14 protein-coding genes are annotated in these 18507 nt (G+C 37.9%); 12 read left to right on the forward strand and 2 right to left on the reverse strand.

Going from position 1 to position 18507, the window contains the following annotated elements:
• Positions 1-88: 88 nt before the first annotated feature.
• From IGK72_RS00080 to IGK72_RS00110, 7 genes are all read left to right on the forward strand, one after another.
• Positions 89-2974, forward strand: coding sequence for a sigma 54-interacting transcriptional regulator (locus IGK72_RS00080; protein ID WP_002387433.1), 2886 nt, complete (start codon positions 89-91; stop codon positions 2972-2974).
• 200 nt (positions 2975-3174) lie between these two features.
• Positions 3175-3687 (forward strand): mannose/fructose/sorbose PTS transporter subunit IIB, encoded by a 513-nt coding sequence (locus tag IGK72_RS00085; RefSeq protein ID WP_002385473.1) that lies wholly within the window; start codon positions 3175-3177, stop codon positions 3685-3687.
• Positions 3688-3921: 234 nt separating this feature from the next.
• On the forward strand, positions 3922-4914 hold the full coding sequence (locus IGK72_RS00090; RefSeq protein WP_002356030.1) for a mannose/fructose/sorbose PTS transporter subunit IIA: 993 nt from the start codon (positions 3922-3924) through the stop codon (positions 4912-4914).
• A 34-nt stretch (positions 4915-4948) separates the two neighbouring features.
• Complete coding sequence (locus IGK72_RS00095; RefSeq protein ID WP_002356031.1) at positions 4949-5752, forward strand: PTS mannose/fructose/sorbose transporter subunit IIC; 804 nt, start codon at positions 4949-4951, stop codon at positions 5750-5752.
• A gap of 22 nt (positions 5753-5774) precedes the next feature.
• Positions 5775-6686, forward strand: coding sequence for a PTS system mannose/fructose/sorbose family transporter subunit IID (locus IGK72_RS00100; protein WP_002356032.1), 912 nt, complete (start codon positions 5775-5777; stop codon positions 6684-6686).
• Between the two features lie 161 nt (positions 6687-6847).
• On the forward strand, positions 6848-7225 hold the full coding sequence (locus tag IGK72_RS00105) for a DUF956 family protein (protein WP_002356033.1): 378 nt from the start codon (positions 6848-6850) through the stop codon (positions 7223-7225).
• Between the two features lie 247 nt (positions 7226-7472).
• Positions 7473-8000 carry an HdeD family acid-resistance protein gene (locus IGK72_RS00110; protein WP_002356034.1) on the forward strand — a complete coding sequence of 176 codons (528 nt, stop codon included), beginning with the start codon at positions 7473-7475 and terminating at the stop codon, positions 7998-8000.
• 46 nt (positions 8001-8046) lie between these two features.
• On the opposite strand, the gene IGK72_RS00115 is transcribed toward IGK72_RS00110, so the two are convergent.
• Positions 8047-8250 (reverse strand): hypothetical protein, encoded by a 204-nt coding sequence (locus IGK72_RS00115; protein ID WP_002383512.1) that lies wholly within the window; start codon positions 8248-8250, stop codon positions 8047-8049.
• Between the two features lie 197 nt (positions 8251-8447).
• Between IGK72_RS00115 and IGK72_RS00120 the strand changes: the two genes are divergently transcribed.
• The 5 genes from IGK72_RS00120 (at position 8448) to mprF (ending at position 15427) form a co-directional block, all read left to right on the forward strand.
• Entirely contained in the window at positions 8448-9218 is a 771-nt protein-coding gene (locus tag IGK72_RS00120) for a MurR/RpiR family transcriptional regulator (RefSeq protein ID WP_002387434.1), read from the forward strand.
• Between the two features lie 148 nt (positions 9219-9366).
• Positions 9367-10935, forward strand: coding sequence for a maltose/glucose-specific PTS transporter subunit IIBC (malX, locus tag IGK72_RS00125; protein WP_002387436.1), 1569 nt, complete (start codon positions 9367-9369; stop codon positions 10933-10935).
• Positions 10936-10949: 14 nt separating this feature from the next.
• Positions 10950-12164: a MalY/PatB family protein gene (locus tag IGK72_RS00130; RefSeq protein WP_016635155.1), complete on the forward strand. Its 1215-nt coding sequence runs from the start codon at positions 10950-10952 to the stop codon at positions 12162-12164.
• Positions 12165-12263: 99 nt separating this feature from the next.
• The gene (locus tag IGK72_RS00135; RefSeq protein WP_002356039.1) at positions 12264-12644 is read left to right on the forward strand and encodes a RidA family protein; all 381 of its coding nucleotides are present in this window, start codon (positions 12264-12266) and stop codon (positions 12642-12644) included.
• A 191-nt stretch (positions 12645-12835) separates the two neighbouring features.
• Positions 12836-15427, forward strand: coding sequence for a bifunctional lysylphosphatidylglycerol flippase/synthetase MprF (mprF, locus tag IGK72_RS00140; RefSeq protein WP_070415761.1), 2592 nt, complete (start codon positions 12836-12838; stop codon positions 15425-15427).
• 36 nt (positions 15428-15463) lie between these two features.
• Here the strand turns inward: mprF and IGK72_RS00145 are convergent, their stop codons facing one another.
• Positions 15464-18079, reverse strand: coding sequence for a YfhO family protein (locus IGK72_RS00145; protein WP_023895208.1), 2616 nt, complete (start codon positions 18077-18079; stop codon positions 15464-15466).
• Positions 18080-18507 lie beyond the last annotated feature (428 nt).

Genomic DNA, 18507 nt, shown 5'->3' on the forward strand with positions numbered 1-18507 from the left:
TTTCATGAAAGGGTTTTTAGTGTATTTTTTTAATGATACACTGTATCATGTAAATTAATTAGTGTATCGATTAAAGGAGCCATCAAAAATGAAGCGGATTGAAAAAATCTATCAATATGTTAAAGAGCAAACGAAGAATTTAACGCCAATGACCTTAACAAGTGATGCGGGAGTCACGACACAAGAAATTTCAGAACGTTTAAACATTCAGCGGACCAATGCTAGTAAAGATTTGAATCAACTGGTTCGTGAAGGGCGCTTGAAAAAATTATCTGGTCGACCAGTAAAATATGTCGCGCAGGTGGCGTTTCAGCATCGACCATTAACCAAGCCAGTTAAAAGTTATCGGGAAAAATCAATGGATCACTCCACAAAAACTTTTATCGAACCATTGGTTGAACCAGTAGTCACGACAAGTAAAACCCCAGAAGTTGAAGATATTTTCAAAAAAATTATCGGTTCAGCTGGAAGCATGAAAACGCCGGTGGAACAAGCCAAAGCAGCGATTTTATATCCGCCAAAAGGCTTGAATTGTTTAATTACTGGACCAACAGGTTCTGGGAAAACTTATTTTGCTCATGCCATGTTTCAATTTGCGAAGCTGAACCAAATTGTGGCCAAAGAAAAAGAGTTTGTGGTGTTTAACTGTGCAGACTATGCGCATAATCCAGAACTTTTGATGTCGCATTTATTTGGGTATGTAGAAGGGGCCTTCACAGGCGCTACGAAAGCGAAAGAAGGGATTATTGATGAAGCAGATGGCAGCATTCTGTTTTTAGATGAAGTACATCGGTTACCACCCGAAGGACAAGAAATGATTTTTTATTTTATGGATCACGGCGTGTACGCGCGTTTAGGTGAAACAGTGAAATCACATCATGCGGATGTTCGGATTATTTGTGCTACGACGGAGAATCCTACTTCTTCTTTATTGAATACTTTTGTGCGACGCATTCCGATTATCATTCAATTACCGAACTTTAGTGACCGTCCTGCGAAAGAAAAAATTGACCTCCTAAAAGTGATGGTTTCAATGGAAGCAGCGCGGATTCAACGGCGAATCTCTTTGTCAGAAGATGTGGTCAAAGCGTTAATTGGAAGTGTTTCTTATGGAAATGTCGGTCAGCTAAAATCGAATGTGCAACTTGTGACTGCGCGAGGGTTCCTTAATCAGATGGAACAAGAGGAATTAATGATTACGATGGACGAATTAACGGACAATATCAAAGAAGGCATTATGCAACTTGCCAGTAATCGAGAAGTATTGTCGGAGTTATCGAAATATCTGGAACCGCAATTAGTGGTATCACCAAATGAATCTTTAGTAGCTATTCAGTCAGATGCCTATGAATTGCCTTACAATCTATATGAGATTATTGGAGATAAAGCGGCTCTCTTAAAAGCAGACGGCTTGGACCAAGAACTAATTAATAATTTTATTACAACGGATATCAATGTTCATTTAAAATCTTTCTACAAAGATTATGGGTTCACCTTTGATACAGAAAATAAATTGGCTGAAATTGTTGACCAACGAATTATTGATGTCACTAAGAAAATTTATAATTTTGCAGCGAAGCGGTTATCGTATTCGTTTCAACCCAACTTTATTTATGCAATGAGTTTACACATTAGTTCTTTCTTGAAACGCATCCAATTAGGCAAAGATCCTAAGCATCCTTTAAATGAAAGTATTCGAAATATGGTTTTAGATTATCCAACAGAGTTTGAAACAGCAAAAGAAATTAAAAATATTATTGAAAGTAGTTATCAGATGGAGATTCCTGAATCTGAAAGTTACTATTTAGCTGTTTTGCTCATTTCTTTAAGAGAAAATCCTGAGGCTGGCCGGATTGGCATTGTCGTGGCTGCGCACGGAAATAGTACCGCTAGCAGTATGGTACAAGTGGTTTCTCAATTGTTAAATGTTGATAATTTGAAGGCTGTGGATATGCCGTTAGATATGCCACCGAAAGAAGCTTTGCGTAAAATCGTTGAAGCAGTTGGTGAAGTGAATGAAGAGAATGGCGTACTATTATTGGTGGATATGGGTTCATTAAGTACTTTTTCAGAAGAAATTGTACGCCAGACAGGCATTGATGTGCGGACAGTAGACATGGTGACCACGCCAATTGTTCTTGAAGCGGCCCGCAAAACCGCATTAATTGATACGCAATTGGAAACACTTCACGAGTCTTTAAAAAACTTTCATGGCTATGCCGATATTCGCCAAAGTGAAACGAAACAAATCATTGAAAATTGGAAAACAAGAGCAATTATTGCTATCTGCGCTTCTGGAGAAGGAACTGCGCGCCGAATGAAAGAGCTTATTGAGGAAGCTGTCTTGCCACAAATAGACTGGCATTTAGAAGTGATTCCTTTGTCCATTGTAAATATGAAAGAAGTCTTGCCTAAAATTCAAGAAGACTATGAAATTATTGCGACAACTGGGATTACCAATCCCAAAATTGGTGTTCCTTATATTTCCATGGAAAATTTCTTTTCCGGTGAAGCAGAAAAAATTATTCAGCAATTACTAGCAGAGCGGAAAGAAGAAGTAATGAATAAGCCGTTGGACGAAGCGGCAGCAAAAGAAATTTGTCTAAAATATATGGAGCAAAGTTTCACTTTCATTAATGGAAAAAAAATCATTGATCTGTTGTGGTCATTCGCTAAAAATATCCAAACCCAATTAGCGATGCCAGAAGAGTACACATTTTACATCAATTTGATTATGCACACATCGGGCATGTTGGAGCGTATTTTACGGAATGATACACTGACGGTTTCAGAAAAGGAACTTGGTCGATTGGTTCAAGAACCAATTTATCCAGTGATTGTGTCCTCAATTGAGACTATGGAAGAAGCTCTTAATATGGATGTTCCAGCAGAAGAAGTTTATTTTATCGCACAGTTAGTCAAAAATGCTCAGTGTATCGAAGATAAAATCACCGAAATTGATACACTAGATTAATACAGAAAAACGATACACTATTTATTAGTGTATCGTTTTTTTATTTTCTTAAAAAAACCTATAATTTTCTAGGTTTCGAACCGATACACTAAAGTTGGCACGAAACTTGCTTATAATAAGGTGTCCCTTTTTACCTAAAATTTTTAAGTAAAAAGACAAAGGTCCTAACCTTTAAAAATGAATTTAAAGGAGCATTCCCGATGGTAATGGATATTCGTTTAGCTCGAATTGATGATCGATTAATTCATGGCCAAGTAGCAACTGTTTGGGCAAAATTGACGAACATTAATCGCATTTTAGTGGTTAGTGATTCCGTTGCTCATGACAATTTGAGAAAAGCCTTGTTGGTTCAAGCTGCTCCACCTGGTGTCAAAGTAAATGTCATCACTGTTCAAAAAATGATTGATGTTTACCCTGATCCTCGTTTTGATTCGTTTCGAGCTATGTTGTTATTCACTAATCCTTTGGACGTGAAACGAGTGGTCGAAGGCGGTGTACAACTAACTTCTGTGAATATTGGCGGAATGAGTTTCAGCACAGGCAAGCGAATGATTACGAATGCAGTCGCAGTGGATGCCAACGATTTAAAAGCATTTCTGTTTTTAAATGAACAAGGTATTGAATTGGAAATTCGAAAAGTCGCAGCAGACAGCCAAGTGAATTTGATGGATTTACTGAAAAAAGAGCGTAGCAAAGAAAATAACGCCAGCTGACGTTAATTTTTACAGACGAAAGACATTGAAAGGATGTGGTGGCCTAGGACCAACATCATTGCTTCATGAACTGTATTGATAAAGGCAAGTGCTGATGTTGAAAAAAATCAAGAACTATTGAAATTTTTTCATTTATTTTTGTCAGAATCTGATTTATCTGATTTTTTTCAAAAAGTGAAAGCGTTTAGCAGTACAACCATGAAAAAAAACATCAATTATACAGGAGGTATAAAAATGGTAGGAATTATCCTAGCAAGTCACGGTGAATTTGCTGAAGGGATCTTGCAATCTGGTGCAATGATCTTTGGCGAACAAGAAAATGTAAAAGCAGTTACGTTAATGCCTAGCGAAGGTCCCGATGATGTAAAAGCAAAAATGCAAGAAGCCATTGCATCGTTTGACAATCAAGACGAAGTACTATTTTTAGTTGACCTATGGGGAGGAACACCATTTAACCAAGCGAACTCATTGTTAGAAGATCATAAAGACAAATGGGCAATCGTTGCAGGTATGAACTTACCAATGGTTATTGAAGCATATGCTTCTCGTTTCTCTATGGAATCAGCACAAGAAATTGCGACACACATTCTTGAAACAGCAAAAGATGGTGTCAAAGTTAAACCAGAAGAGTTACAACCAGCAGAAGCACCAAAAGCTGCTGCGACAGAAGATGCACAGCCAAAAGGTTCGTTACCACCAGGTACAGTTGTTGGCGATGGCAAAATTAAATTTGTGCTAGCACGTATTGATTCACGTTTATTACATGGTCAAGTAGCAACAGCTTGGACAAAAGCAACACAACCAAACAGAATTATTGTTGTTTCTGATGCCGTTGCAAAAGATGACTTACGTAAGAAATTAATCGAACAAGCAGCTCCTCCAGGAGTAAAAGCCAATGTTATTCCAATCAGTAAAATGATTGAAGTAGCGAAAGATCCACGTTTTGGCAATACAAAAGCATTATTATTATTTGAAAATCCTGAAGACGTCTTAAAAGTGGTTGAAGGCGGCGTAGAAATCCCAGAAGTAAACGTTGGTTCAATGGCTCACTCTGTTGGAAAAGTCGTTGTAAGCAAAGTATTATCAATGGGTCAAGAAGACGTTGATACGTTTGATGAATTAAAAGCCAAAGGCATCAAATTTGATGTGCGTAAAGTGCCAAATGATTCAAAAGCGAATATGGACGAAATTTTGAAAAAAGCAAAAAATGAGTTAGCAAACGCGTAACTCGTCAAATACAAATCAAAATAGGAGGCTTATCATGTCTGTTATATCAATTATTTTAGTTTTACTCGTTGCCTTTCTAGCTGGTATGGAAGGGATTTTGGATGAGTTCCAATTCCACCAACCGTTAGTAGCATGTACATTAATCGGATTAGTTACTGGTAATTTAGAAGCCGGAATTGTTTTAGGTGGTACTTTACAAATGATCGCGTTAGGTTGGGCGAACATCGGGGCTGCCGTTGCACCGGATGCCGCTTTAGCATCTGTTGCCTCAGCAATTATTTTAGTTTTAGGTGGCCAAGGTGTTAAAGGTGTTCCTTCAGCGATTGCCATCGCAGTTCCTTTAGCGGTTGCAGGTTTGTTCTTAACAATGATCGTTCGGACAGTTGCGGTTCCAATCGTTCACATGATGGATGCGGCTGCTGAAAAAGGCAACATTAAACAAGTTGAAATGTTACACATTTTCGCTGTATGTTTACAAGGTATTCGTATTGCGATTCCAGCAGGTGCGTTACTATTCATTCCTGCTGACACTGTTCGTAATTTCTTAGAATCAATGCCAGCTTGGTTAACTGATGGTATGGCTATCGGTGGTGGTATGGTCGTTGCCGTAGGTTATGCATTAGTAATCAACATGATGGCAACAAAAGAAGTATGGCCATTCTTCATTATCGGTTTCGTAGTCGCAGCGATTTCTCAATTAACATTAATCGCATTAGGTGCTTTAGGTGTCGCTTTAGCTCTTATTTACTTGAACTTATCTAAAATGGGCGGTTCTTCTAACTCAAATGGCGGAGGCAACTCTGGCGACCCATTAGGCGATATTTTAAACGACTACTAATTCTGAAGGAGGAGCAAAGAAAATGGCAGAAAAAATTCAATTAACTAAAAAAGATCGTTTAGCTGTAGCTTGGCGTTCAACATTTATCCAAGGTTCTTGGAACTATGAACGTATGCAAAACGGCGGCTGGGCATTCTCAATGATTCCAGCAATCAAAAAATTATATAAAACGAAAGAAGAACGTTCAGCGGCGTTAAAACGTCACTTAGAGTTCTTTAATACACACCCATACATTGCCTCACCAATTCTTGGTGTAACATTAGCTTTGGAAGAAGAACGTGCCAATGGCGCACCAGTTGATGACGTAGCGATTCAAGGGGTTAAAGTTGGGATGATGGGTCCTTTAGCCGGTGTCGGTGACCCAGTTTTCTGGTTTACTGTTCGTCCAATGTTAGGCGCTTTAGGTGCTTCCTTAGCAATGGGTGGTAACATCTTAGGCCCAATCTTATTCTTCGTTGCTTGGAACTTAATTCGTTGGTCATTCATGTGGTATACACAAGAGTTTGGTTACAAAGCAGGTTCTAAAATTACTGATGACCTTTCAGGTGGTTTACTACAAGATATTACAAAAGGTGCTTCTATTTTAGGGATGTTCGTACTGGCCGCATTAGTTCAACGTTGGGTATCGATTAAGTTCTTACCAATTGTCTCACAAGTTAAGTTAGACAAAGGTGCTTATATCGAGTGGGATAAACTTCCTGCTGGCGGTGAAGGAATGCATAAAGCCTTTGAACAAGTGAACCAAGGCTTGGCGCTTTCACCAACGAAAGTTACTACTTTACAAGATAACTTAGATCAATTGATTCCAGGTCTAGCACCATTACTACTTACATTCTTATGTATGTGGTTATTGAAGAAAAAAGTTAGCCCAATCGTTATCATTCTTGGTTTATTCGTAGTCGGCGTTGTCGGCCACTTAATCGGCTTATTATAAGAATGACGAGGTAAGTTTATTACTTCTAATCAAAAAAAGCGGAAGAGAAGTCGAGAAACTTTTCTTCCGCTTTTTTAAACAAAGATGTAATTTTGTTTGTTTCGATCAGGAAAGAAACGTATAATAAAGAGGAATTAGTTGAATGAAATGGAGCAGATAACATGGTACAATCATTAAACACAAAAGTTGATTTAGTTATAGATGCGACGGCATTTACAGGATTAACAGATTATGGACAAATTATGATAGGTGACCGCGGGTTTGAATTTTACCATGCCAAAGATCCACGTAAGTTTATCCAAATTCCGTGGGAAGAAGTCGATTACGTGTTGGCTTCAGTAATGTTCAAAGGAAAATGGATTCCTCGTTATGCGATTCAAACCAAGAAAAATGGGACGTATACGTTTGCTTCAAAAGAGCCGAAGCGAGTGTTACGAGCTATTCGTGAATATGTTGACCCAGATCATATGGTCCAATCTTTGAGTTTCTTTGATGTCATAAAAAGAGGGATTCTCTCGATTGGGAAAAAGAAAAAATAATTTATAACTGTTACTTTTTTATAAACTAGATGAAAAAGTAGCGGTTTTTTTGTGGGAAAACGAGGGACTTATTTATACAAAAAAGGCACAATTTTGCACCAAAAAAGAGACAATCAAGTGATACGTTGTTTTTAATGGAGTTATCATTGAAATGGTTTTCAGAAAGCACGATGAAAATATTTGACACCTTGTAAAATAGTAGTAACATAATAAGTGTAATAAATTATTTTATAGAGGAGTGAGTGTCATGGAACAACGACAACATCATGGAATGGACTGGGGTTCATTAGTATTAGGAATTCTATTTGTTCTGACTGCATTAATTTCTTTCCAAAATCCTGCCGGTAATTTAATTGCCATTGTGATGGTTTTTGCGATTTTTGCTATTATTAAAGGGATTTTCGAAATTTTTGTACGTAATCGTATGAAAGAATTGCTAGGCTACAAAGCTTATGCACCAATCATCTTAGGGATTATTGATATCCTCATTGGTGTTTACTTATTGTTTAACTTAAATATTGGTGTCGCTGTGTTACCATTTGTTTTTGCAATTTGGTTTTTATTCGACTCAATTTTCGGCTTATTTACTTTAGATTTTGCTAAACGAGTAAGCACAGGTTACTTCTGGTTCACATTAATTGTTGACGTTTTAGGGATTATCTTAGGTGTAATGTTATTATTTAATCCATTGTCTTCAGCACTAACTTTAAGCTTCTTAGTTGGCTTCTACTTTATGATGTTTGGTATTAGTAATATTGTATATGCTTTTAGATAAAAGAAGTAAAAAAACAGGTTTTCCGAAAAGGAAAACCTGTTTTTTTTTAATAACGACGGTGGCAGTTGCCATTATTTCCCGAAATTGTTCGAACAAGCCACACGATAATCGCTACGGGAACTAAAATTTTTACTGCTAGCCACAATAAGCTTCCCACGATACCGACAACGGCACTAAAGAGTGAACCGACAACTAAAAATAAAAGGACCACTAAAAGAATATTTATAAACATTGGTCGTTGATTATTCATACGTACTACCTCCAAATTTTTCCTGTTTTCTATATACAGAGTATAGCAAGAACGCGCAACAAGCACCTCCATCGGAAGGCTGATTTTTTTCTCTGGCGAATGATGGAGCCGCTGTTGGTTATTTTGGACTTTCTTATTGAAATAATCAGAATATTCTGGTGTATAATTATAAAAAATGATTTAAAGTGAGGGATTGGATGTCGACTGAGGGATTAATCGCTTTGTTAGAAAAGAAACGAAATCATTTAAGTAAAATTGAAAATCAAGTACTGGATTATATTTTGACGCATATGACGGAAATTAGTTCACAAACCATTTATGAGGTGGCGCAGGCGTTGTTTGTCTCAACAGCCACTATTTCTCGGACAGCAAAACACTTAGGTTATCGAGGCTTCCAAGAATTAAAATACGCAATCGTCCAATCGGTGCAGAGCGAGAGCACAGAAAGCGATAGTCGTAGTTTTCAAGCTATTACGCAACAGTTGATTGCCAATGTGCAAGATAGTTTTCAACAAATGGATGAAGCCAAAGTCGCGGAAATGCTTAAAATGATTGAGCGTGCGAATACGATTGAAGTGTTCGGTGTTGGTGGCAGTTTTCCTATTTGTACTGATTTTGCACGAAAGCTAACATTTTTAGGAAAAAAAGCCTATGCACGATCTGATTGGGATGAACAAGCGGCAGCAGTTAAGAATCTGGATGGACAGGATTTAGCCATTTTTGTCAGTTATACAGGAGAAACTAAGGGGATTTTAGCGTATGCACGTGTAGCGCAGGAACAGCAAGTGCCGATGATTAGTTTGATTTCGACTAAAGGAAGCACCTTGGAAAAATTGTCGACGACGACGTTATTTGCCAAAGGGACGACACGTTATCATCAGCGCGTGGATTTAAGTTCAAGAATTGCTGTCATTTGTTTGTTCGATACGGTTTTATTAATGTACGCAGAGGCAAAGCAACCGCGGTAATTTTATGCAACACCATACTAAATGATGTAAGGGGATACAGAAAGAGTGTAGCCTCTTTTTTCTTTGTTTTGGGCTAGTTATAATGAGGGCAATGAATGTAAACGCAATCATTTTTAGTTTTGTAAAGAATGAATGGAGGAGTTAAGAAATGGCAGTAAAGAAAAAGAAAGCGACTTTCTGGGAGTTTTTCCAAGGATTAGGTAAAACGTTTATGTTGCCAGTGGCTTTATTAGCTTTTATGGGGATTTTGTTGGGATTAGGAAGTTCTTTTTCCAGTGAATCCATGATTGAAACGATCCCGTTTTTAGGAAAGCCCGCAGTGAAAATTATTTTCCAATTTATGTCGACAATTGGTGGTTTTGCGTTTGCCTATTTACCTGTCATGTTTGCAATGGCCATTCCGTTGGGGTTAGTTCGGAAAGAAAAAGGAATTGCTGCGTTTTCAGGTTTCGTAGGCTATACGGTGATGAATTTAGCGATTAATTTCTATTTAGTGCAGACGAATCGCCTCGTGGATCCTGAGCAGTTGCGGGAAGCCGGCCAAGGAATGGTTTTTGGGATTCAAACGATTGAAATGGGTGTTCTTGGTGGAATTATCGCTGGGCTTATTGTCTATAAGTTGCATAATCGATTTTATACGGTGCAACTACCAGATAGTTTTGCCTTCTTTTCTGGCGCACGGTTTGTGCCAATTATTACTTCATTAGTAATGGCATTCGTGGGCTTAGTAATTCCGTTAGTTTGGCCACTTTTCGCGCTAATGATTATGGCGATTGGCCAACTTATCCAACGTTCTGGTATTTTTGGGCCTTTTCTGTTTGGTTCAGGGGAACGTCTACTGTTACCGTTTGGGTTGCATCATATTTTGGTTTCCATGATTCGTTTTACTGAAGCAGGGGGTTCAGCGGTGGTGGCTGGCAAAGAAGTGTTTGGCGCGTTAAATATTTTCTATGCAGAATTGCAAAATAATTTACCGATTTCACCAAGCGCAACAGCTTTCTTGTCACAAGGGAAAATGCCGACCTTTATTTTTGGCTTACCAGCGGCGTCACTTGCGATGTATCATACTGCAGCTCCGGCGAATCGACATAAGATTAAAGGCTTACTCCTTTCGGGTGTAATTGCTACGGCTATCACTGGCATTACAGAACCAATTGAATTTTTATTCTTATTTATTAGTCCATTATTATGGCTGTTTCATGTCATTATGACTGGTCTAGGTTTCATGGTAATGGCTTTATTAGGTGTTGTGATTGGGAACACTGATGGCGGGCTACTGGACTTTGTTATTTTTGGCTTGTTACAAGGAACTTATACAAAATGGTGGTGGGTTCTCATTGTCGGCGCTATCTGGTTTGTTGTTTATTATTTCGTCTTTAAAACAGTCATTGTAACCTTTGATTTAAAAACACCTGGACGAGACAAGGTCTTAGATGAGACTGAATATACCGATCAAGAAGTTCAATATAAGAAAACGGGTGGCTATGATGCGCCTGGGATTTTAGCGGCTTTGGGTGGGCAAGAGAATATTCAAGCTATTGATAATTGCATTACGCGTTTACGTTTAGTGTTAGCAGATGCTAATAAAGTAGATGATGACAAATTAAAGCAATTAGGGGCTTTAGGCGTTGTACATTTAGATGCGCAGAATGTACAAGTGATTATCGGAACCAAAGTGACAACGGTCCGTAATCAATTAGAGATGATTTTAGGTTAGAAAAAAGACAGAAGGTGAAGAGTGTGTCGTTTGATAAAGCAATTGATCGACGAGGAACGTATTGTACACAGTGGGATTTTGTAGAAGACCGATTTGGGGAAGCGGACTTGCTTCCCTTCACTATTTCCGATACGGATTTTGCTGTGCCAGAGGCAGTTCTGGCAACATTACAGGAGCGTTTGAACCATCCAGTATTTGGCTATACGAGGTGGAACCATCCGCAATTAAAAGAAGCAATTCAAACGTGGTACCAGACAAGATTCCAGACGAAGATTGAAGAACACTGGATTATGTATACCCCGACCGTTATCTATGGTATTTCTGCTTTGATTCAATTATTGACTAACGAAGGGGAGGGCATTATTTTACAAACACCTGCCTATGATGCATTTTTTAAAGTTATTCAGGAAAATAAGCGGCAAGTAGTGGCGAATGAACTGCTTTATCAAGAGAAGCGCTACAGCATTGATTTTATTGATTTAGAAAAAAAACTAGCGCAACCAGAAAATCGCTGTTTGCTTTTATGTTCCCCGCATAATCCAACAGGACGTGTTTGGGAGCAATGGGAATTAGAGCGAATAGTTTCATTGTGCCAACAGTATGATGTGTTTTTACTTTCTGATGAAATTCATATGGATATCGTTAATAAAGGCCATGTTCATCGACCAATTACGCAATTTGATTATAAAAAATCTGCCATTATTACCAGTGGCACGAAAACCTTTAATTTTCCAGGGCTGATTTTTGCTTACGCCTTAATTCCAGATAACGAATTGCGTGACGCTTTTCAGCTCAAATTAAAAAACGCCGATGGTTTATCATCAACAAGTATTTTGGGAATGCTAGCAACCATGACGGCCTATCAAAAATGTGGTACTTGGGTTGACGAGTTGAATGATTATTTAGCGGAGAACCAACGTTACGTGAAAGATTTTTTACAGACATATTTGCCAAAAATTAAAGTGACGGAGCTGGAAGCCACTTACTTAATGTGGTTGGATGTATCAGCGGCAGTTCCAGATGTGGCCCGCTTACAAGAGGCTTTAGTTTCTGTGGGGAAAGTCGCTATTATGGACGGCTCGATATATGGTGGTAATGGGCAACGATTTTTACGGTTAAATATTGGCTGTTCGCAAGCAAAACTACACGAAGGACTTGAAAGGATGCGTCAAGGTTTTGAAGCTGTTTTACAAAAGGATGGCACAGCATCAGCGCTTGGGAATAATTGAGAAAAGATAGCATTCCGAAAATGGTTGCAGTACAATGGAAAAATAGAAACAAATAAAATAACAAAAAGTAACAACTTGTCATTTACTGGGGGAAAAGAAATGAAAACAATTAAAACAAAGCAAGCACCACAAGCAATTGGGCCATATTCACAAGCAAAAATTGTGAATGGTTTATTGATTACTTCTGGTCAGATTCCACTGGATCCTGAAACAGGCAAGGTGGTTGGTACAACGATTAAAGAACAAACCAATCAAGTACTGAAAAATATTCAAGGGATTTTAACAGAAGCTGGTAGTGATTTTGCTCATGTAGTCAAAACGACATGCTATTTACAAAATATGGCGGATTTCACGGCATTCAATGAAGTCTATGCTGAGTATTTTAGTGCGGAATATCCTGCACGCACAACGATTGAAATCTCTAAATTACCGATGGATGTGTTGGTGGAGATTGAGATTATCGCAGAAGTAGTGGCGTAAAAAATACAGATAAAAGAGTGAGAAAAAAATCTAAGACGATTTTTTTCTCACTCTTTTTTTCAATAAAACAATACGATTCAGCCAAAATGTCTAGCCGTGCTGGAAAATTTTCAGCAAATAGGCTACCATGGAAGAAAATCGATAAAACGAAAGTTAAATGAATAGAAAAGAGATATGAAAGAGGCTATAAGATGAAAAAAAATATTAGCCAACTAACGCAGTGGTTGAAAGAACACAGTTTATTATTGAAACTAATTTTTCTTGGTTCTGTATTAGTTTTCGTGGCTAACCAAGTGACACATATCGCTCAAGGCATGACCTGGGCGGATATTTTTTCCACGATGGAACAACAAAGTACGGGGCGTTTAATTGGTATGGTCTTGGCAGGACTGTTAGGGGTTATTCCAATGCTCCTTTATGACTATGTAGTCGTTAAGTTATTGGAAAAAGAAGGTAAGCCACCAATGAAACGAATGGATTGGTTAACTTCGGCTTGGGTCACTAATACCATTAATAACTTAGCGGGTTTTGGCGGCGTGGTTGGGGCAACGCTACGGATTAATTTTTACGGAAAAGATGTACCACGGGGCAAGGTTGTAGCAACGGTCTCAAAAGTTGCTCTGTTCTTGATTTCAGGGTTATCTATTTTATCTTTTGTGGCGTTTGTTGATTTATTTTTTATTCGAACCCAAAATGTTTTTCGTGAATATTGGCTTTGGTTATTATTGGGCAGTCTGATTGCGCCAGCGCTCTGGTTTTTCACGTATTTAAAACGGCGAACATTGTTTAAAACATTTTTTCCAAAAGCGGTGCTCCTATTATTCGGCGCTTCATTAGGTCAATGGCTAGGTGGGATGTTTGCTTTCTTAATGATAGGTCGCTTGATGCAGGTGCCAGTTTCGATGGTTTCTGTTTACCCAATGTTTGTTATCGCTACGTTAATCGGGATGTTAACTATGGTTCCTGGTGGTATGGGAACGTTTGATGTCTTAATGATATTGGGTTTATCACAATTAGGGATTGATCGATCACAAGCGGTCGTCTGGTTGTTGTATTATCGTTTGTTCTATTATGTGACGCCTTTTATGACAGGAGTTATTTTGTTCTTGCAACAAGCAGGCATGAAAGTTAATCAATTTTTTGATAATTTACCTCGGTTATTTTCACAAAAAGTGGCGCATTTTATTTTGGTGGCGGCGTTATATTTTGCAGGAATTATGATGGTTCTATTGTCGACTGTGACGAATTTGTCGAATGTCAGTCGTTTATTCCAAGTGTTACTTCCCTTTTCTTTTAATTTTTTAGATCAAACATTGAATTTATTTGTAGGATTCTTGTTATTAGGTTTAGCTCGAGGCATTTCTATGAAAGTGAAAAAAGCTTATTGGCCTACAATTATTTTACTAGGATTTTGTATTGTAAATACGGTGGCACGAACGACTTCGTGGCAGTTGATTGCTGTTTATGCTGTTATTTTATTGGCGGTTATTTTGGCTCGTAAAGAATTTTATCGTGAAAAGTTTGTTTATTCATGGGGCGCTTTAACGGTAGATAGTATTTTGTTTGGCTGCTTGTTTATCGGTTATGCGGTTGCTGGCTATTACGCCGCACGACCAGCTGGTGGCAATCAAGTTATCAATCACTTTTTGTTGTTTCCGTCAGATGATGTTTGGTTTAACGGATTGATTGGATTAAGTATTTCCTTGATTGGTTTATTCTTTTTGTATCAATATTTAGCCGAAACAACTGTTACTTTAGGTGAGGGATTTGAGGAAGCGCGGTTGACACGCTTTTTGGAAAAATTTGGTGGCAACGAAGGCAGTCAATTTTTGTATTTAAAGGATTATGGTCATTTTTATTACCAAGAAGAAGGCGAAGATCAAGTACTTTTTGGGTTTCAAATGAAGTTTAATAAATGCTTTGTCTTGGCGGATCCAATTGGGCAACGAGAGAAATGGACAGCGGCGACACTGGCGTTTATGGATCAAGCTGATTTGTTAGGCTATCAATTAGTTTTTTATCGTATTTCGGAAGAATATGTTATGAATCTTCACGATTGCGGCTTTGAATTTATGAAAGTTGGGGAAGAAGGCTTGATTCAATTTGATGAGCTGTCAACAGTGAATCAAACAGCCTGGACGGAAACAGTGACTGAAAAAATAGCAGCAGAAGCAGCGGATTTTCAGTTTGAATTTTATCCCGAAACGATTAGTGATGCCTTATATCAAGAGTTAGAACGAGTTTCTGCGGACTGGTCACGGAATCAAAAAGAGCGCTACTTTATTGGTGGACGGTTGGATCCCGAGTACTTGAAATGCAGTAGCGTGGGCTTGGTGAGACAGAAACAAACGGTCATTGGTTTTATTACGGGAAAAGAAATGGAAAAAGGCAAAAGTATTTCTTATGATTTGTTACGTATTCGTTCAGACGCACCTGCTTTTACTAGAGAATATTTGTTCACTCATTTTATTGAAACCTATCAACAGCAGGGCTATCAATTAATTGATATTGGGATGGCGCCGTTGGCTAACGTAGGGGAGAGCAAGTACTCTTTCTTAAAAGAACGCTTTGTTAATATTTTTTACAAGTATAGTTATCAAATTTATGCGTTTCAAGATACACGCAAGCGCAAAGAACAATATGTCACTAGTTGGCAACCACGTTATTTTGCTTATCCTAAGCGGACCAGTGTCCTCTTTGCTTTTGTGCAACTTTCCTTGTTGATTACGAAAGGAAGACATCAAAGTGTTTCGCTTGTGGAAGAAGCAATGACTGAAATTTAAAAAAATCACGCGATGACTTAGCCATCGCGTGATTTTTTATTTGTCTTCTTTTTTACGGTTTCGTCTAGCAGGAATCAAGGTTACGTAGGCAACGAAACCACCAGTACATAGAACGAATAACACGATGCCAGGAATCAATCCTTCTGGTAAATAAGAGAACTGAATAGTATGGGTTCCAGCGCTGACAGGAACGCTTAGAAAGGCATCTTTAAAGGCTTTTGGGGTAACTTTTTTGCCATCAATTTTGACACGCCAACCTTTGTCATAAGGAATTGTAGTGACGAGTACTTGATCTTTGTCGGCGGTAAAGGTACCTGAAGCAGAGCGTTTGCCAGTGGTTAAATCAACGCCTTTTTCTTGCACGGCGGAAATGGCTTTTTCAAATGCATTGGTATTTAAGCCAACTACTTGCGGCTGAACAAAACTTACTGCTTTGGTTCCATAAAAACTTACTTTGAAGTTAACAGTTGTATCTTTTGGATAGTAGCCTAAATTATAATATTGGCCAGTAATGCCAATTTGTGATTGCTGACTCGAGCCGTTCACGGTGACCGTCGCAGTGGAACTTTCCAATTGAGCAAAATCCGTTGGGAATAAACTCAAATAAGCTTGCGTATTGGCGGGCACATTGACTGTATAAGAAATCTCTTTGGCTACGTTATGTTGTTTCTCCGTAAAAGTTACGCCAGCTGTATTTTGCGTAATTGTCACGTTATTTTGAAGCGTCATCGTTGGTTGATAAAAGGTAAAATACCGTTCATTGGTATTGGCTAAAGCATTTAGTAAATTTGTTTGACTACCTAAATTATCATTGAGAGGTTGCCGGACATTGTAAATCTCTTTGTCTGCTAAAAATCCTAACGGCAAAGCATTTTCGTTACGATAAAGCTGATATTTACCAGCAGCTGCTTGTCGCTCAAAGCCGAATTTCATTGGATTGTTTTCAGCAATATTGTATTTAATGCCCATCAAAGCATCCATTAACAAGGTATTATTTTGGTAACGAATATTTAAATTCGTGCCTCGCGAGCGGAAACCTAAGGCGTTTAGGTATGTTGAAGAATGTCGGTTCCGCACGGAAGAAAACATGCTAATGCCACTGTAGCCATAGTTAATGCCGTCATTGGCCGAAACACCATTTAAATTTTCCAAGCGGTAAAAGGTATCATTTTCTTTTTTTGTTTGATCGACTAGATTTTTTAAGTCAGGATAAGGTTCAGAATACAAGCTGCGTGATGCGTAGTTCCAATCATCTAAAATACCAGTGACCATCGCCCGTGTATTAATGATTGCTTCACCAGAAACGAGCAGCAATAGTAAAATCACTAAGTATTGCATAGGCGCTTTTTTCAATTGATAAAAAGCAATCCCGAAAAAGTATAATAGTAAAAAAGTTGCCGTTAATACGAAAGAGGTTAAAGTCACATACGTATAACTAGTAGCACCTTTTGTGCCCATTGCAAGAGCAAAAATTGCTAAAAGAATCAAAATCAAGCCGCTTAAGACGCCGAGATCATCCTTTTCAAATTTTTCCCAACCATAACCAGCAAGCAAAATAACTAGGAATGAAAAGAGGAAACTATAGCGGAAAAGAAACATGTTCGGCGCATGCATACCGTGCCAGAATAAATTTAAGGGCGTGATGTAAAAGCTAGCAATCAATAGGACAAACAAACTGCCAAAAAGTAGTTTGTTTTTCAATGGAATTTCTTTCGTAACGAAATAGAAGAGACAAAAAATCAAAGGCAACAACCCAATGTAAATAAAAGGAATGGACCCATATTTGGTTGTATCGTAAACGCCAATCATATTTTTCATAATAATATCTAAAAAGGCAGTCGCTTCTGTTTTAAAGGTTGTAATTTCAGAAAGAGTTTCACCATTGGTTCGTAAATCTAAGACAGCAGGTAAGACCATAATCATAGATGCTCCACCAGCTAAAAGAGAAGTAGTAAAATACGCAACGATTCGAGATTTATATCGTTGCCAGTCTGTAAACGTTCGTGCAAAATAGTACAGGAAGGAAAACAACCCAATCATAAAGCCAAAATAATAATTTGTAATGAAAAGCAAGAAATAACTGACAAACAATAATGTCGGTTTTCGTTGGTCCATTAAACGATGAATTCCTAAAATTACGAGTGGCAGATAAATAAAGGCATCCAGCCACATAATTAATTCTGAATGGGCCACAATGAAGGACATTAGCGCATAAGACACACTTAAAGTCACATGGGACCATTTAGGAATCTTAAAGGTTTGTTTTGCCAAGAACCAAAAACTCAAGCCAGCACTCCCAATTTTCAACAACGTTAGGAAATAGAGCGCATCAGGCATGTTTTGATTGTTAAAGAAAAAGACGAGCGGCGTAAATAAGCCACCAAGATAATAGGAAATTAAGGACAAGTAGTTTAGTCCCAAAGAAGCATTCCACGTATAGAAAAGACTTTGTTTTCCATGAAGAACATTGTTAAAGCTTGCGTGAAAATTTGAAAATTGAGAAAAGGCATCGCTGGCTAAAACACTGCGACTACTTCCTGGATAAATCCCAATACTCAAATAGATAATTGCCATAATTAAAAATGGAATGAAGAAACTGGCTAACATATAAGGCCAGTTGTTTTTTAAAAACTGCCTATTTTTATTTTTCATAAATAACCTCACCTGATTTTTCGAAAGTACCTATAGTTTATCATACTCTTTATTTGATGTACCAATAGAAGAAAAACTTTAAAATTTTATTAGGATCCTAAGGGTGGAGTGAAGAAGAATTAGTAGTAAGAGATTGACATTCAAATGCTAAATCACCAGATTAAAACAACGAATATTCTCCGAAAAATTGCTGAAAACGCCCTGTGGATAACTTTGTGCATAACTCTGTTGAAAACCACAAAAAAGCTTTTTATCTCGGTTTATCCACAAGGATAAGTTTTCGAGTTGCTAAAAAAAATAGACGCAAGTTCAGAAGGCCTGCTTGCTAAAAATAAAGGAATCCCTAAAGTTGAAAGAAGATGAAAACGTTATTAAAACAACGTTTTCATCTTCTTTTTTCTAGAATTTACAAAGATTTAATGTCGAAC

The organism is Enterococcus sp. DIV0183 (genome assembly GCF_050541505.1).
GTDB classification, from domain to species: domain Bacteria; phylum Bacillota; class Bacilli; order Lactobacillales; family Enterococcaceae; genus Enterococcus; species Enterococcus faecalis.